Source organism: Streptomyces sp. NPDC001848 (assembly GCF_042891915.1).
Taxonomy (GTDB): Bacteria; Actinomycetota; Actinomycetes; order Streptomycetales; family Streptomycetaceae; genus Streptomyces.
The window spans coordinates 157,700-180,136 of sequence record NZ_JBIATP010000012.1; the positions used below are offsets into that span (position 1 = coordinate 157,700).

The 22,437-nt window shown below is 71.7% G+C and carries 27 protein-coding genes; 7 read left to right on the forward strand and 20 right to left on the reverse strand.

The features are described from left to right. Positions 1-46 precede the first annotated feature (46 nt). The 3 genes from ACFYZJ_RS25000 to ACFYZJ_RS25010 all read left to right on the forward strand — a co-directional run bounded on the left by ACFYZJ_RS25000 (position 47) and on the right by ACFYZJ_RS25010 (position 2,368). Positions 47-721 (forward strand): MOSC domain-containing protein, encoded by a 675-nt coding sequence (locus tag ACFYZJ_RS25000; protein ID WP_388571461.1) that lies wholly within the window; start codon positions 47-49, stop codon positions 719-721. An 89-nt stretch (positions 722-810) separates the two neighbouring features. Further along, on the forward strand, positions 811-1,584 hold the full coding sequence (locus ACFYZJ_RS25005) for an SDR family NAD(P)-dependent oxidoreductase (protein WP_388571463.1): 774 nt from the start codon (positions 811-813) through the stop codon (positions 1,582-1,584). A 76-nt stretch (positions 1,585-1,660) separates the two neighbouring features. Continuing rightward, entirely contained in the window at positions 1,661-2,368 is a 708-nt protein-coding gene (locus tag ACFYZJ_RS25010; RefSeq protein ID WP_388571465.1) for an ester cyclase, read from the forward strand. Positions 2,369-2,436: 68 nt separating this feature from the next. Here ACFYZJ_RS25010 and groL read toward each other — a convergent pair whose 3' ends face one another. From groL to ACFYZJ_RS25030, 4 genes are all read right to left on the reverse strand, one after another. Further along, positions 2,437-4,062: a chaperonin GroEL gene (groL, locus tag ACFYZJ_RS25015; RefSeq protein ID WP_388571467.1), complete on the reverse strand. Its 1,626-nt coding sequence runs from the start codon at positions 4,060-4,062 to the stop codon at positions 2,437-2,439. 116 nt (positions 4,063-4,178) lie between these two features. Then, positions 4,179-4,487, reverse strand: a complete 309-nt coding sequence (gene groES, locus ACFYZJ_RS25020; protein WP_009190181.1) for a co-chaperone GroES — start codon at positions 4,485-4,487, stop codon at positions 4,179-4,181. Between the two features lie 361 nt (positions 4,488-4,848). Further along, on the reverse strand, positions 4,849-5,661 hold the full coding sequence (locus tag ACFYZJ_RS25025; protein ID WP_388571470.1) for a polysaccharide deacetylase family protein: 813 nt from the start codon (positions 5,659-5,661) through the stop codon (positions 4,849-4,851). Beyond that, positions 5,658-6,617, reverse strand: a complete 960-nt coding sequence (locus tag ACFYZJ_RS25030; protein ID WP_388571472.1) for a polysaccharide deacetylase family protein — start codon at positions 6,615-6,617, stop codon at positions 5,658-5,660. Before ACFYZJ_RS25030 ends, ACFYZJ_RS25025 begins: the two co-directional genes overlap by 4 nt. 90 nt (positions 6,618-6,707) lie before the next feature. On the opposite strand from ACFYZJ_RS25030, the gene ACFYZJ_RS25035 reads away from it, so the two are divergent. Then, positions 6,708-7,934 (forward strand): methyltransferase domain-containing protein, encoded by a 1,227-nt coding sequence (locus tag ACFYZJ_RS25035; RefSeq protein WP_388571474.1) that lies wholly within the window; start codon positions 6,708-6,710, stop codon positions 7,932-7,934. A gap of 6 nt (positions 7,935-7,940) precedes the next feature. On the opposite strand, the gene ACFYZJ_RS25040 is transcribed toward ACFYZJ_RS25035, so the two are convergent. From ACFYZJ_RS25040 to tsaB, 7 genes are all read right to left on the reverse strand, one after another. Then, positions 7,941-9,248 (reverse strand): RNA polymerase sigma factor, encoded by a 1,308-nt coding sequence (locus ACFYZJ_RS25040; RefSeq protein ID WP_388571476.1) that lies wholly within the window; start codon positions 9,246-9,248, stop codon positions 7,941-7,943. A gap of 44 nt (positions 9,249-9,292) precedes the next feature. Further along, on the reverse strand, positions 9,293-9,649 hold the full coding sequence (locus ACFYZJ_RS25045) for a YciI family protein (RefSeq protein WP_388571478.1): 357 nt from the start codon (positions 9,647-9,649) through the stop codon (positions 9,293-9,295). A gap of 117 nt (positions 9,650-9,766) precedes the next feature. Then, positions 9,767-10,750 carry an LCP family protein gene (locus ACFYZJ_RS25050; protein ID WP_388571670.1) on the reverse strand — a complete coding sequence of 328 codons (984 nt, stop codon included), beginning with the start codon at positions 10,748-10,750 and terminating at the stop codon, positions 9,767-9,769. A gap of 131 nt (positions 10,751-10,881) precedes the next feature. Further along, complete coding sequence (locus ACFYZJ_RS25055) at positions 10,882-11,169, reverse strand: hypothetical protein (RefSeq protein WP_388571480.1); 288 nt, start codon at positions 11,167-11,169, stop codon at positions 10,882-10,884. After that, positions 11,166-12,263: a tRNA (adenosine(37)-N6)-threonylcarbamoyltransferase complex transferase subunit TsaD gene (gene tsaD / locus ACFYZJ_RS25060; protein WP_388571483.1), complete on the reverse strand. Its 1,098-nt coding sequence runs from the start codon at positions 12,261-12,263 to the stop codon at positions 11,166-11,168. Before tsaD ends, ACFYZJ_RS25055 begins: the two co-directional genes overlap by 4 nt. Beyond that, complete coding sequence (gene rimI, locus ACFYZJ_RS25065; protein ID WP_388571672.1) at positions 12,256-12,786, reverse strand: ribosomal protein S18-alanine N-acetyltransferase; 531 nt, start codon at positions 12,784-12,786, stop codon at positions 12,256-12,258. The genes tsaD and rimI overlap by 8 nt, the downstream gene beginning before the upstream one ends. Before the next feature lie 8 nt (positions 12,787-12,794). Beyond that, positions 12,795-13,448 (reverse strand): tRNA (adenosine(37)-N6)-threonylcarbamoyltransferase complex dimerization subunit type 1 TsaB, encoded by a 654-nt coding sequence (gene tsaB / locus ACFYZJ_RS25070; protein ID WP_388571485.1) that lies wholly within the window; start codon positions 13,446-13,448, stop codon positions 12,795-12,797. 123 nt (positions 13,449-13,571) lie between these two features. Here tsaB and ACFYZJ_RS25075 point away from each other — a divergent pair, with 123 nt between their 5' ends. Beyond that, a complete protein-coding gene (locus ACFYZJ_RS25075; RefSeq protein WP_388571487.1) occupies positions 13,572-14,126 on the forward strand; it encodes a hypothetical protein in 555 nt (184 codons plus the stop codon). A 66-nt stretch (positions 14,127-14,192) separates the two neighbouring features. Here the strand turns inward: ACFYZJ_RS25075 and ACFYZJ_RS25080 are convergent, their stop codons facing one another. The 7 genes from ACFYZJ_RS25080 to ACFYZJ_RS25110 form a co-directional block, all read right to left on the reverse strand. Beyond that, positions 14,193-14,378: a hypothetical protein gene (locus tag ACFYZJ_RS25080; protein ID WP_388571489.1), complete on the reverse strand. Its 186-nt coding sequence runs from the start codon at positions 14,376-14,378 to the stop codon at positions 14,193-14,195. Between the two features lie 161 nt (positions 14,379-14,539). Continuing rightward, positions 14,540-15,070 (reverse strand): tRNA (adenosine(37)-N6)-threonylcarbamoyltransferase complex ATPase subunit type 1 TsaE, encoded by a 531-nt coding sequence (gene tsaE, locus ACFYZJ_RS25085; RefSeq protein WP_388571491.1) that lies wholly within the window; start codon positions 15,068-15,070, stop codon positions 14,540-14,542. Next, positions 15,039-16,268 (reverse strand): alpha/beta fold hydrolase, encoded by a 1,230-nt coding sequence (locus ACFYZJ_RS25090; protein WP_388571493.1) that lies wholly within the window; start codon positions 16,266-16,268, stop codon positions 15,039-15,041. Before ACFYZJ_RS25090 ends, tsaE begins: the two co-directional genes overlap by 32 nt. A gap of 64 nt (positions 16,269-16,332) precedes the next feature. Then, positions 16,333-17,496 carry an alanine racemase gene (alr, locus tag ACFYZJ_RS25095; protein WP_388571495.1) on the reverse strand — a complete coding sequence of 388 codons (1,164 nt, stop codon included), beginning with the start codon at positions 17,494-17,496 and terminating at the stop codon, positions 16,333-16,335. Between the two features lie 85 nt (positions 17,497-17,581). Continuing rightward, the gene (locus ACFYZJ_RS25100; protein WP_388571497.1) at positions 17,582-19,015 is read right to left on the reverse strand and encodes an NAD(P)H-hydrate dehydratase; all 1,434 of its coding nucleotides are present in this window, start codon (positions 19,013-19,015) and stop codon (positions 17,582-17,584) included. A 43-nt stretch (positions 19,016-19,058) separates the two neighbouring features. After that, complete coding sequence (locus tag ACFYZJ_RS25105; RefSeq protein WP_388571499.1) at positions 19,059-19,430, reverse strand: holo-ACP synthase; 372 nt, start codon at positions 19,428-19,430, stop codon at positions 19,059-19,061. A gap of 177 nt (positions 19,431-19,607) precedes the next feature. Further along, positions 19,608-19,775, reverse strand: coding sequence for a hydrophobic protein (locus ACFYZJ_RS25110; protein WP_388571673.1), 168 nt, complete (start codon positions 19,773-19,775; stop codon positions 19,608-19,610). Between the two features lie 211 nt (positions 19,776-19,986). On the opposite strand from ACFYZJ_RS25110, the gene ACFYZJ_RS25115 reads away from it, so the two are divergent. Continuing rightward, positions 19,987-20,160, forward strand: a complete 174-nt coding sequence (locus ACFYZJ_RS25115) for a CsbD family protein (protein WP_388571501.1) — start codon at positions 19,987-19,989, stop codon at positions 20,158-20,160. A gap of 81 nt (positions 20,161-20,241) precedes the next feature. Here the strand turns inward: ACFYZJ_RS25115 and ACFYZJ_RS25120 are convergent, their stop codons facing one another. Continuing rightward, positions 20,242-20,706 (reverse strand): SRPBCC domain-containing protein, encoded by a 465-nt coding sequence (locus ACFYZJ_RS25120; RefSeq protein ID WP_388571502.1) that lies wholly within the window; start codon positions 20,704-20,706, stop codon positions 20,242-20,244. A 75-nt stretch (positions 20,707-20,781) separates the two neighbouring features. Here ACFYZJ_RS25120 and ACFYZJ_RS25125 point away from each other — a divergent pair, with 75 nt between their 5' ends. Continuing rightward, positions 20,782-21,480, forward strand: a complete 699-nt coding sequence (locus ACFYZJ_RS25125) for a TetR/AcrR family transcriptional regulator (protein ID WP_388571503.1) — start codon at positions 20,782-20,784, stop codon at positions 21,478-21,480. Between the two features lie 67 nt (positions 21,481-21,547). On the opposite strand, the gene ACFYZJ_RS25130 is transcribed toward ACFYZJ_RS25125, so the two are convergent. Beyond that, positions 21,548-22,276: an SDR family oxidoreductase gene (locus ACFYZJ_RS25130; protein WP_388571505.1), complete on the reverse strand. Its 729-nt coding sequence runs from the start codon at positions 22,274-22,276 to the stop codon at positions 21,548-21,550. Positions 22,277-22,437: the final 161 nt, after the last annotated feature.

Genomic DNA, 22,437 nt, shown 5'->3' on the forward strand with positions numbered 1-22,437 from the left:
CGAATAATGCATCGCCGCTTTGACCGAGGTCCCGTACCGTACCGGCATGAAGCTTCTGTCTCTCAACGTGGGCCGGCCCGTGGCCGTCGAGTACACCGACCAGCCGGAGGGTCTGACAGGCATCGACAAGCGGCCGGTGGACGGGCCCGTGCGGGTGACCGCGCCCGGCCCGAAGGGGACCGGCGCGAGCGGGCTGGCCGGGGACGCGGTGTGCGACCTGCGGCACCACGGCGGTGACGACCAGGCGGTGTACGCGTTCGCCCGCGAGGACCTCGACGACTGGGAGCGCGAGCTGGGCCGGTCGCTGCCGAACGGCTCGTTCGGCGAGAACCTGACCACGTTGGGACTCGACGTGTCCGGCGCCCGGATCGGCGAGCGCTGGCGGATCGGGGCGGAGCTGGTGCTGGAGGTGACCTGCGGGCGGATTCCGTGCCGTACCTTCCAGGAGCACCTGGGCGAGCGCGGCTGGGTGAAGCGGTTCACGCAGAAGGGGGCGCCGGGCGCCTATCTGCGCGTGATCGAGCCGGGTGAGATTCGGGTCGGCGACCCCGTCTCGGTCGTGCACCGGCCCGACCACGACGTCACCGTCGCCCTGCAGTTCCGGGCGATGACCACGGAACGGCACCTGCTGCCGCGTCTGTTGGCGGCGGGTGACGCACTGCACCCGGAGAGCGCGACGGCGGCACGGGAGTACGCGACCAAGTACGCGACCCGTAACTAGCCGGGCGCATATGACCGTTGGCGGCGGAGCCGGTGAAATACCCGGTCCACCAGGCGGACTCGCCGACTCCGGGTCACTATCGTTGGCCCATGACAACGGCTCTGATTACGGGATCGACCGCGGGCATCGGCGCCGCGTTCGCACGGCGGCTGGCCGCCGACGGCCATGACCTCGTCCTGGTGGCACGCGACACCAAGCGGCTGCGGGAGCAGGCGACCGAGCTGCACGACCGGCACGGCATCGAGGCGGAGGTGCTGACGGCCGACCTGGCCACCGACGAGGGCATCGAGGCGGTGGCCACGCGCCTGTCCGACCTGAGGAACCCGGTCGACCTGCTCGTGAACAACGCGGGCTTCGGCAACAAGGGCCGTTACCTCGACGTGTCGATGGCCGACGAGCTGCGGATGCTCAAGGTGCACTGCGAGGCCGTGCTGCGGCTGACGAGCGCGGCGGCGGAGGCGATGCGAAAGCGCGGCCGGGGCGGGATCGTCAACGTGGCCTCGGTGGCGGCGTTCGTGCCGCGCGGTACGTACGGGGCGTCGAAGGCGTGGGTCGTGCAGTTCACGCAGGGCGCGGCGAAGGACCTGGCCGGGTCGGGCGTACGCCTGATGGCACTGTGCCCGGGCTTCGTGCGCACCGAGTTCCACCAGCGGGCCGGGATGGGCACGGACAACATCCCGAACTGGATGTGGCTGGACGCGGACAAGCTGGTCGCCGCCGCGCTCGCCGACCTGGCCCGCGGCAAGACGCTGTCGATCCCGGACCCGCGGTACAAGGTGCTGATGGGCGTGGTGAAGGTGACGCCGCGCGCGCTGCTGGGAGGGATCAGCTCGCGGACGGGTCGCAGGTACGGGCCGCAGTAGCACGGGTGACGCCGCCCCTCGGGTGGGAAAATGGGGCGTATCTGCCGGAGGACCCAGGGGGGCCGGAGGCGGCGTCATGACATTCGTGCAGCTCATCGACTGCAGGACCAGCCGGTTCGACGAGATGAACCGGATCATGGACAGATGGGTCGAGAAGACCAGGGGCAGGCGGACGGCGACCCACGACGTGATCGGCAGGGACCGGTCCGACACCTCGCACTTCATCGAGATCGTGGAGTTCCCCTCCTACGAGGAGGCGATGCGGAACTCCAACCTCCCGGAGACCGACCAGGTCTTCCGCGAGATGGTCGCCCTGTGCGACGAGATGCCCACCTTCGTCGATCTGGAGGTGGTGCGGGACGAGCAGTTGTACACGGATGCGGTACGACGACTGTTCGACACCCTGGCGACGGCGGGCGAACTGCCTCCGCTCAACGATCTGATCGCGGAGAGCTGCCACAGCCACGACCCCGTCAACCCGCAGGACACCATCGGCCTGGACGCCATCCGGCGCGAGTACCGGATGTGGCGGGACGCCTTCGACTTCACCTTCACCATCGATGACCTGATCGAGCAGGGCGACCGGGTGTGCGCGCGGTGGACCTGGAACGCGACGCACAAGGGCGAGTTCCTGGGGATCCCGTCCACCGGACGGAAGGTCACCATGACCGGGATGACCCTCTTCCGCTTCGGGGAGGACGCGAAGATCGCCGAGACCTGGTGGCAGCACGACCAGCTGGGGCTGATGGAGCAGCTGGGCGCGCTGGACGAGCTGGAGCGGTAGCCCGCCGGGGCAGCGGGAAGGCCCGGCACCCCTCGGGGCGCCGGGCCTTCCGCGACGTGCGACGTGCGTCAGTGGGCGTGACCGTGGCCGTGGCCGGCCGCGGCGGGCTCCTCCTCTTCCTTCTTCTCGACGACCAGGGTCTCGGTCGTCAGAAGCAGGGAGGCGATGGAGGCGGCGTTCTCCAGGGCGGAGCGGGTGACCTTGACCGGGTCGATGACGCCGGCCTTGATCAGGTCGCCGTACTCGCCGGTGGCGGCGTTGTAGCCGTTGCCCTTCTCCAGCTCGGCGACCTTGGAGGCGATGACGTAGCCCTCCAGGCCCGCGTTCTCGGCGATCCAGCGCAGCGGCTCGACGACCGCGCGGCGCACGATGGCGACACCGGTGGCCTCGTCGCCCTCCTTGCCGAGGCCGTCGGCCAGCACCTTGGAGGCGTGGACGAGGGCGGAGCCACCGCCGGAGACGATGCCCTCCTCGACCGCGGCGCGGGTCGCGGAGATGGCGTCCTCCAGGCGGTGCTTCTTCTCCTTCAGCTCCACCTCGGTCGCGGCGCCGACCTTGATCACGCACACACCGCCGGCCAGCTTCGCGAGGCGCTCCTGGAGCTTCTCGCGGTCCCAGTCGGAGTCCGTGGTCTCGATCTCCGCCTTGATCTGGGCGACGCGGCCCGCGACGTCCTCGGACTTGCCGGCGCCGTCGACGATCGTGGTGTCGTCCTTGGTGACGGTGACGCGGCGGGCGGAGCCCAGCACGTCCAGGCCGACCTGGTCGAGCTTGAGGCCGACCTCCTCGGAGACGACCGTGGCGCCGGTGAGGACCGCCATGTCCTGCAGCATCGCCTTGCGGCGGTCACCGAAGCCGGGGGCCTTGACGGCGACCGCGTTGAAGGTGCCGCGGATCTTGTTGACGACCAGGGTGGACAGGGCCTCGCCCTCGACGTCCTCGGCGATGATCAGCAGCGGCTTGGAGGAGCCGGCCTGGATGACCTTCTCCAGCAGCGGCAGCAGGTCCGCGATGGCGGAGATCTTGCCCTGGTTGATGAGGATGTACGGGTCGTCGAGGACGGCCTCCATGCGCTCCTGGTCCGTCACGAAGTACGGGGACAGGTAGCCCTTGTCGAAGGCCATGCCCTCGGTGAAGTCCAGCTCCAGACCGAAGGTGTTGGACTCCTCGACGGTGATGACACCGTCCTTGCCGACCTTGTCCATCGCCTCGGCGATCAGCTCGCCGACCTGCTGGTCCTGGGCGGACAGGGCGGCGACGGCGGCGATGTCGGACTTCTCGTCGATCGGGCGGGCGGTGGCCAGCAGGTCGTCGGAGACGGCCTTGACGGCGGCGTCGATGCCCTTCTTCAGGGCGGCCGGGGAGGCACCCGCGGCGACGTTCCTCAGGCCCTCGCGCACCAGCGCCTGGGCGAGCACGGTGGCGGTGGTGGTGCCGTCACCCGCGATGTCGTTGGTCTTGGTCGCCACCTCCTTGACCAGCTGGGCGCCGAGGTTCTCGTACGGGTCCTCGATCTCCACCTCACGGGCGATGGTGACGCCGTCGTTGGTGATGGTGGGGGCGCCGAACTTCTTGTCGATGACGACGTTGCGGCCCTTGGGACCGATCGTCACCTTGACCGTGTCGGCCAGCTTGTTGACGCCGCGCTCGAGGGCGCGACGGGCGTCCTCGTCGAACTTCAGGATCTTCGCCATGGCAGCGGGAGCCCTCTCGGAAATCTTGGTTAACGAAACCGCGCCCCGGGCGCCCGGCTTCTCTTATCGGTCGCGGGGGCCAGGGGCGCAGCTCACAGCAGGAATGCTGAGGTGACTTACTTCTCGATGATCGCGAGCACGTCGCGGGCCGAGAGAACGAGGTACTCCTCGTTGTTGTACTTCACCTCGGTGCCGCCGTACTTGCTGTAGAGCACGACGTCGCCGACCTTGACGTCGAGCGGAAGGCGGTTGCCGTCCTCGAAGCGGCCCGGGCCCACGGCCAGGACGACGCCCTCCTGGGGCTTCTCCTTGGCGGTGTCCGGAATGACCAGGCCAGAGGCCGTGGTCTGCTCGGCGTCCAGCGGCTGGACCACGATGCGGTCCTCGAGCGGCTTGATGGCAACCTTGGAGCTGGCGGTCGTCACGATCCGACCTCCCCCTTCGGAGATCTCACGGGGTTAACTGTCTGAGGTGGCGACCAGGTCGATCCGTCGTCGCGGGTGCCGGACCTGCCCGTCGCTTTGTTGGCACTCTCCGATGGCGAGTGCCAGAGCCGAGACTATGACCGCGATTAGCACTCGGTCAAGCGGAGTGCCAATGCGGGCGGCGCGCGCCGTGGAGTTCGGTTGCCCTCCGGTTGGTGTTCACCCGGGGTGGGGGTGACCGCCCCGGGGGGCTGCGCCCCCAGACCCCTTGTCGGCCTGACGGCCTCGTCCTCAAACTCCCCCAGGCTCTTCGAGCAGGGGGACCCCCGGACAGTCTGGTTTCGCCTCCCGGTGCCCCCGGTCAGAGGTAGTCCTCCAAGCGGGCCACCGTGAAGCCCCTCGACTGCAGGCGGCGCAGGACGCGGGTCGTTTCCGTGGTCAGGGAGGTCAGGGGGCGGCCCGGTTCGTGGGGGCGGAGGATGTCACCCGGGTGGAAGGGGGTGGACCTTCCGTAGGGGTGCGTCGGGCGCCACAGGATCAGGGCCTTGATCCCGCAGTCCGCCGCGGCGCGGAGGGTCGTCCGGTCGTAGCGGCCGTAGGGCGGGCGCAGCAGCGGCGGCCGTCGGCCCAGGCGGGAGCGCAGACGGTCCCGCCCGGCGCAGATCTGGGCCCGCTGCTCCGCGTAGGGCCGGCCGCGCAGTCCGGCGTGGTCCGGGGTGTGGTCCTGGATGGTCGCCCCTGCCGCCCGCAGTCGGGCGATGCGCGTGTACCCGGGTCCGACGGCGCTGTCCGTGAGGAACACACTGATGGGCAGCCGCAGGTCACGGACCATGTCGACGAACCGGGGGTCCCGCTCGGCGCCCTCGTCGTAGGTGAGGAAGACGACCCTGTCGTGGGTGGGGACGCGGTCGAGGACCTCCGGCAGCCCCTCGTCCTCCGGGTCCACGTGCCGCGGCAGGGGGCGGGCCGGCCGGGGCGCGGGCGCGAGCGGGTCCGTGAGCCCCCAGTGGCGATAGGCCCCGTCGTGCGGCCCGTGCGACCTGCGTACCCGCTGCGCCGCCTTCCTGCCCAGCCGCTCGATGGGGTCGACCGACTGGGCGCAGCCGGCCGCTCCGGCCAGGACCGCGGTGACCAGGATCGCCGCCAGCAGTGCGCGCAGCCGCCGTGCCCTCACAGGTAGTCCTCCAGGCGTGCCACCGCGTACCCCTCGTCGGTCACCTTCTTCAGGAACCTGCGGATCACGTCGGGCATCGTGCCGTTCCAGTCCGACCGGCCGCGGAAGTGCGTCAGCACGATGTCCCCGGGGTGCAGGCTGCGGTCCCACTCGCGGTACTCCCAGTGGTCGACGTAGACCTCCTCGTCCCAGATCGGCGCGTACCTGATGCCGCAGGACTTCGCGGCGCGCAGGGTGTCCCGGTTGTAGTTGCCGAACGGGGGCCGGAAGACCGTGGGGCGCCTGCCGAACTGTTCCTCCATCACGTCCTGCATGCCGCAGATCTCCTGCCGCTGCTCCTCGTACGACAGCCCCGGCAGGTAGGGGTGGTGCAGCGTGTGGTTGTTGAGCGTGACGCCCCGGTCGCGCATCTTCCGGAAGTACCCGTAGTCGTCCTTGATCAGGTAGTCGCTGAGGAACGCCGTGTAGGGGATCTTCAGGTCGCTCATCATCCGCAGGAACGCCGGGTCCTTCTCGTCGCCGTCGTCGATGGTGAGGAAGACGACCCTGTCCTTGGTGGGGATGGTCGTGAAGATCGGCGGCAGCTCGTCGCCGTCCTGCACCTCGAACCCCTTGCGGAAGGTGATCACCGGCTTCTTCTCCGGCGGCGGAGGCGCGACCAGTGGCACCTTCTCCAGCCCCCAGTGCTTTGCGGCAGCCACGCGCCGGGCGTACGCGGCGCTCAACTTGGTGGCGTACTCGTCGAGGGCGCGCGCTGCCGGCGGCTTGCGGGGCTCCTGCGGGCCGTGCGCGCCGCGCACCTCTTCGCTGCCGGTGCACCCGACGGCGAGGGCGGTGGCGACCAGGACAGCGAGAACCGCGCGAGCCGCGACCGTCGATCCAGGACCCGTCAAGCGCGGCGCACGCCCAGCTGCGCATTTTGCGCACTTTTTGTCATCTTGTCCTACGAGCCGCATGGTGCCGGATCCTTCCAGCCACCGGCGGTCACGGCGGGCCGACACCGCGACCCGGCGCACGCCATCCACCGACTGGCCGACAATGGCCGGGTGAACGACCTCTCCTTCGCCTCCCTGCTCACCCCCGAGGGCCGCGCCCTCCTGGACGAGGTGCGCGGCACCGACCCGGCGCGGGAGTTGGCCGTCGCCACCCGGCTGCGCCGCGAGCACCCCGCCGAGCTGGTCTCCGCCGCTCTCACGCAGGCACGGCTGCGCGAGCGGGCGGCGGCGAAGTTCGGCGCGGGCGACGCGCAGCGGATGTTCTTCACCCCGAACGGCGTCGAGCAGTCCACCAGGGCGACGGTCGCCACCCACCGCGCCGAGCGCTTCCGGGCCCTCGGAGTGACCTCCGTCGCCGACCTGTGCTGCGGCGTGGGCGGCGACGCGATCGCGCTCGCCCGGGCCGGCATCCGCGTCCTGGCCGTGGACCGCGACCCGCTGACGGCGGCCGTGGCGCGCGCGAACGCCGACGCGCTGGGCCTCGCCGCCCTGATCGAGGTGCGCGAGGCCGACGTCACCGAGGTGGAGGTGTCCTCCTACGACGCCGTCTTCGTCGACCCCGCGCGACGCGGCGGCAGGCCAGGAGGGGCCGCGCGAAGCGCGTCGGTGAGGGGTGGTGGCCGGGTGACGGGCGGGCGCATCTTCGACCCGGAGGCGTATTCACCGCCGCTGTCCTGGGCGGTGGCCACGGCTCTGAAGGCCCCGCACGCGGCCCTGAAGGTGGCGCCGGGCATCCCGCACGAGGCGGTGCCGGACGCGGCGGAGGCCGAGTGGATCTCGGACGGCGGGGACGTGAAGGAGGCGGTGCTGTGGTTCGGCACGCGCCCGGGCGAGGTACGGGCCACGCTGCTGCCCGGACCGCGCGTGCTGCGCGGTCGCGGCCTGCCGGACCCGCCTGTGCGCCCGCTCGGCCGCTACCTCTACGAACCCGACGGCGCCGTCATCCGCGCGCACCTGGTGGCGGAGGTGGCCGAGGACGTGGACGGCGGCCTGATCGACGGGACGATCGCCTATGTGACGGCGGACGACCGCCGCGACTCCCCGTACGCCACCGCGTACGAGATCACCGACCGGCTCCCCTTCAACGTGAAGAGGCTGAAGGCGCTGCTGCGGGAGCGGGAGGTCGGGATCCTGACCGTGAAGAAGCGCGGCTCGGCCGTCGAACCCGAGGAACTGCGCCGCAAGGTCCTGCCCAAGCCGCACGGCCCGAACGCGGTGACCGTGTTCCTGACCCGGGTCGCCGGGGCACCCACCATGCTGCTCGGGCACCCCGTCTAACGACGTCTAACGACAGTCCTCCGCGCGCGCCGTGAGCAGCTCACGCTCCCGTTCGTTGCGGGCGAGGCCCGCGGCCCGGACGAACTCCTCACGGGCCTCCTCCATGCGCCCGAGCCGGGCCAGCAGGTCGCCGCGGACGCTCGGCAGCAAGTGGTAGCCGTGCAGGGCGGGTTCGGCGGCCAGCCGGTCGACGATCTCCAGGGCCGGGCCCGGCCCCTCCGCCATGGAGACGGCGACCGCGCGGTTCAGTTCGACGACCGGTGACGGGGAGCGGGCGGCCAGCAGACCGTACAGGGTGGCGATACGCGCCCAGTCCGTCTCCTCGTAGGTGTGCGCGAGCGCGTGGCAGGCGGCGATCGCGGCCTGCAGGACGTACGGGCCGGGGACCCGCGATGGGGGTGCCCCCTGCTCGAGCGAAGCCGAGAGCTTGGGGGAGGCCGCGTCGGCGCGGCCCAGGGCGGTGACGCCGCGGGTGATGAGCAGGCGGTTCCAGCGCGCCCGGTTCTGGTCCTTCAGCAGGACGGGCCCGCCGTCCGGCCCGGTGCGGGCCGCCGTGCGGGAGGCCTGGAACTCCAGCAGCGCGGCCAGCCCGTGCACCTCGGGCTCCTTGGGCATCAGCTCGGCCAGCACCCGGGCCAGCCGCAGGGCGTCCTCGCACAGGGCGGGGCGCAGCAGGTCGTCGCCGGCCGTGGCCGCGTACCCCTCGTTGAAGACCAGGTAGATGACCTCGAGCACGGACCCGAGCCGGGCCTCCCGCTCGGGTCCGTACGGCACCTCGAAGGCGACGCCCTTCGTCGCGAGCGTCCGTTTCGCGCGGACGATGCGCTGCGCGACGGTGGCCTCCGGCACCAGGAACGCGCGAGCGATCTCGGCGGTGGTCAGTCCACCGAGCAGCCGCAGGGTGAGCGCGATGCGGGACTCGGCGGACAACACGGGGTGGCAGGCGGTGAACACGAGCCGCAGCAGGTCGTCGTCGATGTCGTCCGGGTCGGAGGGCACGTCCACGTGGTACGGCGCCGCCTCAAGGTCCCGCCCGACCTCCTCCAGCTTGCGCGCGTACCGCTCCCGGCGGCGTACGAGGTCGATCGCGCGTCGCCTGGCGGTGGCCATGAGCCAGGCACCGGGACTGTCCGGCACCCCCTCCCGTGGCCACTGCTCCAGGGCGGCGACCAGGGCGTCCTGCGCCAGCTCCTCGGCGATCCCGACGTCGCGCACGATCCGGGCGACACCGGCGATGAGACGCGGTGACTCCATCCGGAAGACGGTCTCGATGGCGCCGACCGGGCCGCCGGGGGCGGTGGGCTGCTGTTCCACAGCCCACCATGCAACACCCCCGGCCGGCGGACGCAAAACGGCACTCACGCCTCGGCGATCTCCCGGACCTCACAGGTGATCGTCCAGTACTCCTCGTGCACCTTCACGAACCGCTTGGCCCACTCGATCGCCTCGGCCCTGTCCTTGCACTGCATGAGCGCGTAGCCGCCGATGACCTCCTTGGACTCGGTGAACGGGCCGTCCGTGACGGAGAGCTGCCCGCCCTCCCAGCGCACCCGGGCGCCCTGGGCGGCCGGCGTGAGCCCGGCGGTGTCGAGCATGACCCCGGCCTTGGTGATCTCCTCGATCAGCTCGCCCATCCGCTGCATCAGTTCGGGGCTCGGGCCCTCCGCGGGCGCGGTGGTCTCGTCGACGCGCACGATCGACAGGTAACGCGGCATGGTGACTCCTCGGTACGACGGCCGGGCTGCTCCCGGCCTCTCACCCCTTACGTCGAACGAGCGCGCCGCGGATCGACACGGCCCACGGATTTTCTCGAGAAATTTTCGGGACCGTCCTCAGCGCAGGGAAGTCCACAACTCGCTCGCCGCCGGTTCCTTCGCCACCACCCGGTTGGCGTCCGAGGGGGCGGGCACCACCGGCATCATCACCGTTGTCACGTTCTTCGACGTCAGACCCTTCAGGCTCGCGCCCAGACGCGTCAGCTCCGGCAGCGAGTCCAGGCCCGTGTCCGTGGTCAGGCTGCCGGTGACCGCGTCCGCGACCCGGTACAGCTCCGCGGGGTCGGTGAGCAGGTTCGTCGAGGCCAGCTGGTCCAGCAGCGCCTTCACCAGTTTCTGCTGGAGCGCTATGCGGCCCAGGTCGCTGCCGTCGCCTATGCCGTACCGGGTGCGGGCCAGGCCCAGGGCCTGGGTGCCGTCGAGGTGGTGGGTGCCCGCTTTCAGCTGCAGGTGGCTCTTGTCGTCGTCGATGTCCTGGTCCGTCGTCACCGTGACCCCGCCGAGGGCGTCCACCAGCTTGGCGAACCCGGAGAAGTCGATCTCCAGAAAGTGGTCCATACGGATCCGTGTGATCGACTCGACCGTCTTGACCGCGCAGACCGGTCCGCCCAGTTCGTAGGCGGTGTTGAACATCGCCCCGTACGCCACCGCCGTCCTGCCCCCCGACGCCGAAGGGCACGACGGCCGGGTGACGAGGGTGTCGCGCGGGATGCTGACCACCGTGGCCTTCGTGCGGCCCGCGTCGATGTGCACCACCATCGCCGTGTCCGAACGGGCCCCCGAGACGTCGCCCCCACCGAGGGCGGCGTTCTGCCTGCCACTGCGCGAATCGGAGCCCAGGACAAGGATGTTCAGCGGGCCGCCCGGCAGCGGTGCGGCGGACGCGGAGGCCGAGGGTGTCGGGCGCGCCGGGCGGTCGGTGCCGAGCGCGCGGTCGATGTCGACGCTCTTGATGTTGTGGTTGAGGTGCCAGTACGCCCAGGCCGCCCCGGCGGCCGTGAGGACGATGCCGCAGGCTGCCACGGCACCGACGACCTTCATCAGACGTGGCCGTCGACGGCCACCCCCCTGCTCGTCAGCTGAAGTCACACAGAGGAACGTAAGTCCGAATTATGACGAGCAGAGGCACCGAGCCGTCATTCTTCGGAAAATCTCACTTTCATCCGGCGTCCTCAGCCCGACGTCACCGCGTCCTCAGCCGGCGTCACCGCGGACACCGACTCGAACCGCCACCGATGCACCGCCCGGGTGACCAACTCCCCGTCCGGTTCGGGCAGTTCCGGGAGGTCGGCGGCGTAGTCCGCGTCCCACCAGGTGATGACGAGGACGCGGTCCTGCGGGGCCCGGAAGGTCTCGCGGCGCAGGGGCGGGGGCGTCAGCTCCTGGACGCGGGCCCAGGCCAGCAGTTCCTCGCCCCGGCCGGCGGCCGCCCGGGCCTCCCACATCAGTGCGACCGTCACGAGTAGAGGTTCTCCTTGCTCACCTCGTGCACGTGGTCGTGGTCGTGCGGGTTGCCCGGCACATGCGGGTCCGTCACCGGAAGCGACGAGTCCGCCGACAGGTCCCAGGACGACGCCGCACGGCCCCGGGCGACCATCTCCGCGCCCAGCGCGGCGACCATCGCGCCGTTGTCCGTGCACAGCTTGGGGCGGGGGACGCGCAGGCGGATGCCGGCCGCCTCGCACCGCTCCTGGGCCAGGGCGCGCAGCCGGGAGTTGGCCGCGACGCCGCCGCCGATCATCAGATGGTCGACGCCCTGGTCCTTGCAGGCCCGCACCGCCTTGCGGGTCAGCACGTCCACCACCGCCTCCTGGAAGGACGCGGCCACGTCACGGACCGGGACCTCCTCCCCCGCCGCGCGCTTGGCCTCGATCCAGCGGGCCACCGCCGTCTTCAGACCGGAGAAGGAGAAGTCGTAGGCGGGGTCGCGCGGACCGGTCAGACCCCGCGGGAACGCGATCGCGTCCGGGTCGCCCTCCTTGGCGTACCGGTCGATGACCGGGCCGCCCGGGAAGCCGAGGTTCAGCACCCGAGCGATCTTGTCGAAGGCCTCGCCCGCCGCGTCGTCGATCGTCGACCCCATCGGCCGTACGTCCGAGGTGATGTCCGTGGACAGCAGCAGCGAGGAGTGGCCGCCGCTCACCAGCAGCGCCATCGTCGGCTCCGGCAGCGCGCCGTGCTCCAGCTGGTCCACGCAGATGTGCGAGGCCAGGTGGTTGACGCCGTACAGCGGCTTGCCCAGCGCGTACGCGTACGCCTTCGCCGCCGACACGCCGACCAGCAGGGCGCCGGCCAGTCCGGGCCCAGCGGTGACCGCGATGCCGTCGAGGTCCTTCGCGGAGACTCCCGCGTCCTTCAGCGCGCGCTCGATGGTCGGCACCATCGCTTCCAGATGGGCGCGCGACGCCACCTCGGGGACGACCCCGCCGTAGCGCGCGTGTTCGTCGACGCTGGAGGCGACGGCGTCCGCGAGGAGGGTGGTGCCGTGGACGATGCCGACGCCGGTCTCGTCGCAGGACGTCTCGATCCCCAGGACCAGGGGTTGGTCAGCCATTGATCTCGGTTCCTCGTACTGATGGGGAGCCCGGGGCGAAGTCGCCGTCGGGCGTGGTGGTCAGGCGCATCACCAGGGCGTCCACGTTCCCGGGCTGGTAGTAGCCGCGCCGGAACCCGATGGCCTCGAAGCCGAAGCGTTCGTACAGCTTCTGCGCGCGTACGTTGTCGACCCGGCACTCGAGCATCACCTCGGCGCACTCGAACGCCGTCGCGGCCCGCAGCAGCTCGGTCAGCAGCCGTCCGCCGAGGCCGGTGCCCCAGCGCTCACGGGCGACGGCGATGGTCTGGATGTCGCCCAGGTCGCCCTGGGCGGCCAGCCCCGCGTAGCCGACGATGCGGTCGCCCTCGACGGCCACGATGTACCGACGGGTCGCCTCCGGGCCCCGGGAGTGCGCGAGTTCGGACCAGAACATGCCCCGCGACCAGGCGTCCTCCGGGAAGAGGTCCTTCTCCAGCTCCAGCACGGGGTCGATGTCCCACCAGCGCATCTCGCGCAGCCGGGGCGTCTGCGGCCGTGTCACGGGCGTGGTCACTTGGGCGTGACCACCTTGTAGCTCTTGGGCACCTGTGCGTCGGGGCGGCGCAGGTACAGCGGACGCGGCGCGGGCAGTTCCTCGCCCTTGGCGAGCTTCTCGGCGGCCAGGGAGGCGAGGGCCGCGGCCGAGACGTGCTCGGGCTCGTGGACGTCCGGGAAGGTGTCCGGGTACAGCAGTGCGCCGGCGCCGACGGCCGGCAGGCCCGCGACCTTCTCGGCGATCTCGGCGGGCCGGTCGACGGCGGGCTCGGTGACACGGGTGCGCGCGTCGTCGTAGCGCGCCCAGTAGACCTCCTTGCGGCGGGCGTCCGTGGCGACCACGAAGGGCACGGTGAGATCGGAGGCGTACGCGAGGCCGTCGAGGGTGCACAGGCCGTACACGGGCACGCCGAGCGCGAGTCCGAAGGTGTCGGCGGTCATCAGGCCGACCCGCAGCCCGGTGTACGGGCCGGGGCCCACGCCGACGACCACGCCGGTGACGGCGTCGAGCCGGGTGCCCGCCTCGGCGAGGATCCGGTCGACGGCGGGCAGCAGCAGTTCCCCGTGCCGGCGCGCGTCGACCTGGCTCGTCGAGGCGACGACGGACGTCCCGTCGTGCAGGGCGACGGTCACGGCGGGGGTGGCGGTATCCAGAGCGAGCAAGAGCACGCAAACAGCGTACGGCGCCCGCGCCCGTCGCACGGCCGGGCCGGTCCGCACCGCGGCTGCTGCTACCGTCACAGCAAAAGTGTCCGACGGAAGTACGTCCGCGGGGTCGAGAGGTGGGCAAGGGTGGCTAGGAGCAGCTCGGGATTCGTGGCCGGGCTCACCGCGGCGGCCGTCGCCGCGGTCGGTTTCCTCGCCTACCAGGCGTCGGCGCACGTGCCCGACACGCTGGGCAAGCCGCAGGTGAAGAAGTCGCCGGGGGCCGCTGCGCCGAAGGCCCCGCAGGACAAGGCGAACGCGGCGGCGGTGCCCGCTGGCTCCGGCACCGGGGAGCGGGTGGTGTACTCGCTCGGCGACGACCGGGTGTGGCTGGTCGGCACGGACAACAAGGTGGAGCGCACCTTCACCGTGATGCCGGGGACGGTGGACCCGGCCCCGGGCACGTACACGGTGACGTCCCGGACCGCGGCCGGGACGGGTTCGGACGGCAAGCAGGTGGAACACATCGTGCGGTTCGCGGTGAGCGACGGCGTGGTGTTCGGCTTCAGCGCGGCCGTGGACGGCTCGACGCCGAAGCCGGACGCGTCGAAGAAGCTGGGCGGGATCCGCGAGGGGCGTGCGGACGGCACGGCGATGTGGGAGTTCGCGACGTTCAACCAGAAGGTCGTCGTCGTCAAGTAGCGGTCGTCACGTAGCGGCGGCCTCGGCGAGCGGCCGGGCTGCGGCGTCGAGCGGCGAAAGCCCGCCCTACGCGACCCTGCGCCGCTCCTCGGTCACGGGAGCCGGCTGGGGCTCGTCGGGTGCGGGGTCCCTCGGCGGAGTGGATACGGCCTCGGCCGCGGCGCACGACGCGAGCAGGTCCTTCATCGACAGACCGCCGCCCGCTGCGGGCACCACGCGCGGCTGGCACTCGTCTCGTTCCGTGGCCGGCATGGACGCCTCCTGGTGTCGCGGGGGCGGCACGGTTAGGTACACCTAACTCAGGTCTCGCCATCCATGTGACCACGAGGGATGCCCGCAGCGCAACAGCTTGCCGACGCGTTGTCGGAATATTGCTCCACCCCCGGCGCGCCCCTCGGAGGGGGCGCCCCGGTTCAGGCGGACAACGCGGCCAGGTCCACCTGAGCCCAGCGCCACCCGAGGCCCGCCAGGGTGACGTGCCGCACCTCGTCCGTCGTGTCGCCGACCGCCCGGTGGATCGTCACGTGCAGGCGGTCCTCCGTCAGCTCCTCGACCTTGCCCTCGCCCCACTCCACGACGACCACCGACTCCGGCAGCGAGACGTCGAGGTCGAGGTCCTCCATCTCCTCCAGGCCGCCGCCCAGGCGGTAGGCGTCCACGTGGACCAGCGGCGGGCCGTCCCCGAGGGAGGGGTGCACGCGGGCGATCACGAACGTCGGCGAGGTGACCGCTCCCCGCACCCCCATGCCCTCGCCGAGCCCGCGGGTCAGCGTGGTCTTGCCGGCGCCCAGCTCGCCGTTCAGCAGTACGAGATCGCCGGCGCGCAGCAGCTTGGCCAGTCGGCGCCCCAGTTCCTGCATCTGTTCGGGGGAGGTGACGGTGAGCTCGACGGTGACGCCCGGCGCGGGGGCCTCAGCCGGGCTGTGCGGTGCTGGTGCTTCCATAGCCCCCCACGGTAGCCCCTGCGGGGACCGCTCCCGAGCGCATCAGGAGGTCGGCGAGGCGGTCGGTGACGACCTCGGGGTGCTCCAGCATCACCAGGTGCCCGGCGTCCGGCACGAGCACCAGTTCGGCGTCCGGCAGCAGGTCGGCGATCGCCTCGCTGTGCTCGCTGGGGGTGACGAGGTCCTGCACGCCGGCCAGGACGAGCACCGGAAGCTCGGCGAAGTGGGCGAGCGCCTTCGTCTTGTCGTGGTCGGTGAAGGCCGGGTAGAACTCGGCGACCACGTCGATCGGCGTGCTCTCGATCATCCGCTCGGCGAACCGGGCGACGGCCGGATCGATGTCCCGGGACGCGAACGAGTACCGCTTGATGATCCCCGCGAACAGGTCGGCGGTGGCCCTGCGCCCCTTCTCCACCAGCTCGGCCTGCTGCCCGAGCGCTCTGAGCACTCCGGGCAGGATGCGGCGTATCGCGTTGACGCCCGCGACGGGCAGTCCGAAGTTGACCTCGCCGAGCCGCCCCGAGGACGTGCCGACGAGGGCGACACCGACGACCCGGTCGCGGATCAGTTCGGGGTACTGGTCGGCGAGGGCCATGACCGTCATGCCGCCCATGGAGTGGCCGACGAGCAGGATCGGTCCCTCGGGCACGGCCGCGTCGATCACGGCCTTGAGGTCGCGCCCGAGCTGGTCTATGGAGACCGGTGTGCCGTCGGCCTGGGCCATGCCCCGCCCCGAGCGCCCGTGGCTGCGCTGGTCCCAGTGCACGGTGCGGACGACGCCGCGCAGCGCTGCCCGCTGGAAGTGCCAGGAGTCCTGGTTGAGGCAGTAGCCGTGGCTGAAGACGACGGTGACCGGGGCCGGGGCCTTGCGTCCGAAGAGCCGGCGGCGGCGCTGCGCCGGGATCTTCTCCGGCTCGATGTCGTCGACCTCGTAGTACAGCTCGGTGCCGTCGTCCGCGTACGCCTTGCCGGGGGCGCCGCGGAGGGTGCCGTACGGCCCCGCCGAGTCCAGGGCCAGCCGGGCCTTCCTGCGCATGCCGCGGCCGACCGTCATCCGCTCGATCGCGACACCGGCCGCGGCACCCGCCGCGACCACGCCTATCGCGGCGCCGGCGAGACCGGCGAGACGCCAGTTGCCGGCGGCAGCGGCGGTCGCGCCCGCGACGGCCCCCGCCGTCTCCGCACTGCTCTCGCTCACGTCCCGCTCCTTCTTACCGGGGTCCCCGTTCAGCCCTACGTCTGCCCCGGCTCACCCGAGTGGATTACCCATCTTGTTCCGCGTTCACCTTTACGTAGACGCGCGGGACGCGGGTTCCGATCCGGGTCACGATTTCGTAAGCGATGGTTCCGGCCGCCTGCGCCCAGTCCTCGGCGGTGGGTTCGCCCCGGTCGCCGGGGCCGAAGAGGACCGCCTCGGTGCCGGGCGGGGGCTCGTCGCCGCCCAGGTCCACGACGAACTGGTCCATGGCGATCCGGCCCGCGACGGTGCGCAGCTTGCCGTCGACCAGGACCGGTCCCGTACCGGAGGCGTGGCGCGGGATGCCGTCCGCGTAGCCGACCGGGACCAGGCCGAGGGTGGTGGCACCGGGCGTGGTGTACCGGTGGCCGTAGCTGACGCCGTGGCCGCCGGGGACCTGCTTGACCAGGGCGAGCGACGCCTTGAGGGTCATCACCGGGCGCAGTCCGAAGTCGGCGGGGGTGCCGAGTTCGGGGCTCGGTGAGATGCCGTACAGCGCGATGCCGGTGCGCACGAGGTCGAAGTGCGCCTCGGGCAGGGTCAGCGTGGCGGGCGAGTTGGCGATGTGCCGCACCTCGGGGCGCACGCCCTGCTGCTCGGCGTGCGCCACCATCTCGCGGAAGCGGTCCAGTTGGGCCTGGATCGAAGGGTGGCCGGGTTCGTCGGCGCAGGCGAAGTGGGACCACAGGCCGACCACGGTGACCAGACCGTCGGCCTGGGCGCGCAGGGCCTCTGCGACGAGTTCCGGCCAGTCGTCGGGCTGGCAGCCGTTGCGGCCCAGGCCGGTGTCGGCCTTCAGGTGGACCCGGGCGGGCACGCCTGCGGCGGCGGCCGCCTCGCGCACCTCGTCGAGGGCCCACAGGTCGCTGACGGACACGTCGATGTCGGCCTCGACGGCACGCTGCCAGGGACCGCCGGGGGTCCAGAGCCAGCACAGGACGCGGCCCGGCAGTCCTGCCTCGCGCAGGGCGAGGGCCTCCTCGGGCGTGGCCGTGCCGAGCCACTCGGCGCCGGCTTCCAGGGCCGCGCGGGCGCACGGCACGGCCCCGTGGCCGTACGCGTCCGACTTCACGACCGCCATCAGGGCCGCGCCGGGCGCGAGGCCGCGCAGGGCACGCACGTTCGCCCGCAGGGCCGCGAGGTCGATCTCGGCGCGGGCACGCAGGGGTGCTGTCTCGATACCTTCCATCGCGCCCCAGTGTCTCAGAGGGGTCGGACGGCACGGGGATGCCGGTACCGGTGAGTATCTTCCGGCCGCCGGAGCCCCCACCCGCTCAGCCCCGCACGTCCCGCCAGGCCTCCGGAATCGCCCCGGCCACGTCATGAGCCCCGGCCGGCGCGCCGTCCGCCGCGTAGCGGCCCGCCAGGCCGTGCAGGTAGGCCGCCACGCTCGCCGCGTCCCGGGCCGTGAGCCCGGCCGCGAGAAGCGACCCCGCGAGGCCCGACAGCACGTCTCCGCTGCCCGCGGTCGCCAGCCACGGCGTGCCGGTGGCGTTCACACGCACCGGTCCGCCGTCGGGGTCCGCCACCAGCGTGGTGGACCCCTTGAGGAGGACGGTCGCCCCGTAGCGCGCCGCCAACTCCCGTACGGCCGCGAGCCGTGCGCCCTCGACCTCCTCGCGCGCCACGCCGAGCAGCGCGGCGGCCTCGCCCGCGTGCGGGGTCATCAGCGTCGGCGCGGTACGGGCGCGTACGGCGTCCCGGTCGGCCAGCCTGAGCCCGTCCGCGTCGACGAGGACGGGTACGTCCGCCTCCAGCACCTCGGCCACGGTCGCCGCGTCGTCACCCGCGCCGGGACCCACCACCCAGGCCTGCACCCGCCCGGCCTTGGCGGGCCCCCGGTCGGAGACCAGCGTCTCCGGGAAGCGGGCGATCACCGCGCTCCCGGCCGGGCCCACATACCGCACGGCCCCGGCGCCGCCCCGCAGCGCCCCCGCGACGGCGAGCACGGCCGCTCCGGGATAGCGCGCGGACCCGGCGGCGATACCGACGACGCCCCGCCGGTACTTGTCGCTCTCGGCCCGCGGCACCGGCAGCAGCGCGGCCACGTCCGCGTGCTGCAACGCCTCGAGCTCGGCGTCCTCGGGCAGTTCGAGCCCGATGTCGACGAGCCGTACGGAACCGGCGTACTCCCGCGCCGGATCGATGAGCAGCGCCGGCTTGTGGGTACCGAAGGTCACGGTGAGATCCGCCCGTACGGCGTCCCCCCGCACCTGACCGCTGTCGGCCTCCACACCACTGGGCAGGTCCACGGCGACGACGAGCGCACGCGAGGCGTCGGCGAGCGCGGCGAGCCGTGCGGCGTCGGGCCTGAGCCCGCCCTTGCCGCCGATGCCCACGATCCCGTCGATGACGAGGTCGGCGGCCCGCATCGCCTCCTCGGCCGCGGAAAGGTCCTCCGGGACCGTGCCACCCACCCTCCGCAGGGCCGCGAGCCCACCCTTGTGGGTCCGCTCCGGCGCCAGCAGCAGTGCCGTGACCCCCGCCCCGCGCCGGGCGAGCCGCGCCCCGGCGTACAGGGCGTCGCCGCCGTTGTCCCCGCTGCCGACCAGCAGCACCACCCGGCTGCCGTACACCCGCCCCAGCAACTGGGCGCAGGCCGCGGCCAGTCCGGCGGCGGCGCGCTGCATGAGCGCCCCCTCCGGAAGCCGGGCCATGAGCGCACGCTCGGCCGTCCTCACCGTCTCCACGCTGTACGCAGTACGCATACGGCCGAGTGTCCCCCACGGTGCCGAGACCATGACGGAGGCACTATCCCTCAGCGACGACCACCGCCGACGCCACACCCGCGTCATGGCTGAGCGACACGTGCCAGAACTGAACGCCGAGTTCGGCGGCGCGGGCCGCGACCGTGCCCGTCACCCGCAGCCGTGGCTGCCCGCTGTCCTCGACGTACACCTCGGCGTCGGTCCAGTGCAGCCCGCCCGGCGCGCCGAGCGCCTTGGCCACCGCCTCCTTCGCCGCGAACCGCGCGGCCAGCGAGGCGATCCCGCGCCGCTCACCGCCGGGCAGCAGCAACTCCCGCTCCAGGAAGAGCCGTTCGGCCAGCCCGGGGGTGCGTTCCAGCGCGGCCCGGAAGCGGTCGATCTCGGCGACGTCGATACCGACTCCGATGATGCTCATGCCCGCACCCTATGCGGCCCCTGCAGACCTCTCGTCGAACGGCGGCCGAGGCCGGGCGCCGGTTTGGAGGCGCCGGTTCCGTTTGACGCATCCGGCGCCCGACGGGCCACGGATGCCCGGACCCGCGAAAGGGCCCCGGATGCGACCGGGGCCCCACAGGCGCGTCGAGACGCACCGCTACCAGCGGTACCAGCGACCCCGCCGACCGCCACCCGCCGGGCGGACGACGAACCCCAGCAGCCACACGGCGAGCACGATGACGGCAAGCCACCACAGCGCCTTCAAGGCGAAGCCCGCACCGAAAAGGACCAGGGCCAGAAGAAGAACCAGAAGCAGGGGAACCATGTTCATCAACCTCCGGCCGAGCGGGTTCCCCGTCGACGCCTGGACACGCATCCGGAAATCCAGGTTTTTTTCAAGGGCGTCGGTGGAATTCTGATCGGTTCGCCGCACATCTTGGTTCATGGCGCAGTGAATTACCGGGGCGTTTGACCGCCGGAACAAAGGCAATCCGAACACCACCGAACGCCGTGACGACGTAGGGATGGTGACAGCCATGGCCGAGAACCAGAAGGCACAGGCCAAGACCGAGCAGGCGAAGGGCAAGGTCAAGGAGACCGCGGGCCGCGCCGTCGGCAACGAGCGCGTGGAGGCCGAGGGCCGCATGGAGCAGGCTCGCGGAGACGCCCGTCAGGCCAAGGAGAAGGCCAAGGACGTTTTCCGGCACTGAGCGGCGATCGGGGCAGGTCCGGCCACCCTGACGGAACAGGGTGGCCGGGCCCGCCTTTTTCTGCATGCACGGACCGGGGGCTCAGTGCGCCCGGCCTTCTTCGTCGAGACTTTCCAGGCTGCCCAGCACGGCAGGCAGCCCGGTGGTGAGCATCCTGCGCCGTATGCGCCCCAGCAGCCGCGCCATGAGCGCTCCGCCGACGCCGGTGAAACCGGTGTGCTCGTACGTGAAACGGGTGCCGCCCTCGCGGGGATCGATCCGGTAGACGACCTCCGTGGTGTCCCCTTCGCCGTCCCCGCCGATCCAGGAGTAGCGCAGCAGGCGGGGCTCCTGCACCTCCAGCACGACGCAGTCGACGATGCCGTTCCAGCCGGGCTTGGGCCTGGCCCGGAACTGGAACCGGGTGCCGACCACCGGAGCGAACCCCACGGCGTGCGCACCCGCGCCCGTCACGGTCCACCTCGGGATCAGCTCCGGATCGGTCAGGGCGCGCCAGACCTTCTCGGGAGCGTGCGGGTAGTCGCGGACGATCCTGATCTCGCTCACGGCGGCTCCTCAATCTTCTGTGACTGAAAAAATACAGTAGCAGAATTTTCTGGGGAGCTGTCATAGCCTTGGGCCATGACGACGGGTGCGGTGGACTGGTCGATGTTCGGCGGCTCCAGGGACCAGGCGCCTGTGGGCGAGGGCTTGAGGGAGCGCAAGAAGCGCGAGATGCGGCGCCGGCTCTCCGAGACGGCGACGGAGATGTTCCTGGAGCGCGGCTTCGACGCGGTCCGGGTGTCCGAGATCGCCGCGGCGTGCGGCGTGTCGGAGAAGACGGTCTTCAACTACTTCCCGACCAAGGAAGCGCTGGTCCTGGATCGCTGGGAGAGCACGCTGGCGGCTCTTCCCGCCCTGGCCGATCCCACCGTGCCGCCCGTCGAGGCGGCCCTGTCCATTCTGTCCGGCGAACTCGCCGCGGTGTGCTCCTGGCTCGCCGCCCAGGAGGACACCGATCTGGCCGCCGACATGTTCCGGCGCTTCGGGGCCCTCCTCAGGTCCACCCCCTCCCTCGTCGCCCACCAGCGCGCCACCACGGAGAGGCTCATCGCCGCGGCGGCCGAGGCCCTCGCCCGGCGCACCGGCCGGGCCCCGCTCGACCCCGAACCGCAGATCGCGGCGACCTCGCTCATCGGCCTGTGGGCGGTCCAGTTCCGCAGCATCGGCATGCGGCTGAGGACCGCCCGCACTCCCGAGCGACTCCGGCGGGCCGTCACCGCCGACGTCCACCGCGCGGCCCGCCTCGTGGGCAGGGGTCTGGACACGTTCGACACCTAGTGCCGCGGCAGGTGTTTCGCAGGTACCGGTTCGCTGCGATCCGCGGGGCCAACGGGGCTCGACCGGGTCAGGAGAGCCAGTCGGCGTAGCGGGTGGGGGCGAGGTGGGCGTCCCTGTCGGTGAGAACGTCGCCCTTGACGACGGCGAACATGCCGGCGGTCGGGTCGGTGACGACGGTGCGGTTGTCGCCCTTGTGGGACAGGGTGATCCGGCCCAGCTCGTCCAGAGTGAAGATCTCGGGGCCGGCGATGTTGCGAATGCCGTTCAGCGGGGCGCCCGCGGCCACCTCCGCCACCGCTGCGGCCACGTCCTTCGAGGCGATCGGCTGGATCGGCGTGGCGGGCAGCCGGACGGCGTCGTCCTCCGCGGTCCAGGACATGACGGCGTCCATGAACTCCATGAACTGCGTCGCCCGGACGATCGAGTAGGGGATCGACCCGGCCGCGAGGATGTTCTCCTGGAGCGCCTTGGCCCGGTAGTAGTCCAGCTCCGGCACCTGGTCCACACCGACGATCGAGAGGATGACGAAGTGGCCGACACCGCCCTTGCGGGCCGCGGCCAGAAGGTTGTCCATGGAGGTCTGGAAGAAGGACAGGGAGGCTTCGTCGAAGGTCGGCGAGTTCGTCAGGTTGACGACGACGTCGGCCCCGTCCACCGCCCCGTCCAGTCCCTGGCCGCTGATGACGTCGACTCCGGTGGAGTGCGAGTGCGGCACCGCCTCGTGCCCGGCGGCGTTCAGGTCCCTGACGACCTGTGACCCGATCAGGCCGGTACCGCCGATGACTGCGAACTTCATGACACGCCTCTCGTCGGAGATGTGTCCGCAATATGGCATATGAGCCCCTCCGGCCCCTCCACGCCGGACCGCGTCGGCACGTTGCTGACCACACCGGGAGTCCGGAAACCGGGGGGCACGGCGCGCACCGCCGTGCTTATGATGCTCGGGATGAAGAACTT

Excerpts from the sequence above, each read along its gene's own strand:
- ACFYZJ_RS25000 (WP_388571461.1), top strand. The coding sequence starts at position 47 with ATGAAGCTTCTGTCTCTCAACGTGGGCCGGCCCGTGGCCGTCGAGTAC.
- ACFYZJ_RS25005 (WP_388571463.1), top strand. The coding sequence starts at position 811 with ATGACAACGGCTCTGATTACGGGATCGACCGCGGGCATCGGCGCCGCG.
- ACFYZJ_RS25010 (WP_388571465.1), top strand. The coding sequence starts at position 1,661 with ATGACATTCGTGCAGCTCATCGACTGCAGGACCAGCCGGTTCGACGAG.
- groL (WP_388571467.1), bottom strand. The coding sequence starts at position 4,062 with ATGGCGAAGATCCTGAAGTTCGACGAGGACGCCCGTCGCGCCCTCGAG.
- ACFYZJ_RS25030 (WP_388571472.1), bottom strand. The coding sequence starts at position 6,617 with ATGCGGCTCGTAGGACAAGATGACAAAAAGTGCGCAAAATGCGCAGCT.
- ACFYZJ_RS25045 (WP_388571478.1), bottom strand. The coding sequence starts at position 9,649 with ATGCCGCGTTACCTGTCGATCGTGCGCGTCGACGAGACCACCGCGCCC.
- ACFYZJ_RS25050 (WP_388571670.1), bottom strand. The coding sequence starts at position 10,750 with ATGAAGGTCGTCGGTGCCGTGGCAGCCTGCGGCATCGTCCTCACGGCC.
- tsaD (WP_388571483.1), bottom strand. The coding sequence starts at position 12,263 with ATGGCTGACCAACCCCTGGTCCTGGGGATCGAGACGTCCTGCGACGAG.
- ACFYZJ_RS25080 (WP_388571489.1), bottom strand. The coding sequence starts at position 14,378 with ATGCCGGCCACGGAACGAGACGAGTGCCAGCCGCGCGTGGTGCCCGCA.
- tsaE (WP_388571491.1), bottom strand. The coding sequence starts at position 15,070 with ATGGAAGCACCAGCACCGCACAGCCCGGCTGAGGCCCCCGCGCCGGGC.
- alr (WP_388571495.1), bottom strand. The coding sequence starts at position 17,496 with ATGGAAGGTATCGAGACAGCACCCCTGCGTGCCCGCGCCGAGATCGAC.
- ACFYZJ_RS25100 (WP_388571497.1), bottom strand. The coding sequence starts at position 19,015 with ATGCGTACTGCGTACAGCGTGGAGACGGTGAGGACGGCCGAGCGTGCG.
- ACFYZJ_RS25105 (WP_388571499.1), bottom strand. The coding sequence starts at position 19,430 with ATGAGCATCATCGGAGTCGGTATCGACGTCGCCGAGATCGACCGCTTC.
- ACFYZJ_RS25110 (WP_388571673.1), bottom strand. The coding sequence starts at position 19,775 with ATGGTTCCCCTGCTTCTGGTTCTTCTTCTGGCCCTGGTCCTTTTCGGT.
- ACFYZJ_RS25115 (WP_388571501.1), top strand. The coding sequence starts at position 19,987 with ATGGCCGAGAACCAGAAGGCACAGGCCAAGACCGAGCAGGCGAAGGGC.
- ACFYZJ_RS25125 (WP_388571503.1), top strand. The coding sequence starts at position 20,782 with ATGACGACGGGTGCGGTGGACTGGTCGATGTTCGGCGGCTCCAGGGAC.
- ACFYZJ_RS25130 (WP_388571505.1), bottom strand. The coding sequence starts at position 22,276 with ATGAAGTTCGCAGTCATCGGCGGTACCGGCCTGATCGGGTCACAGGTC.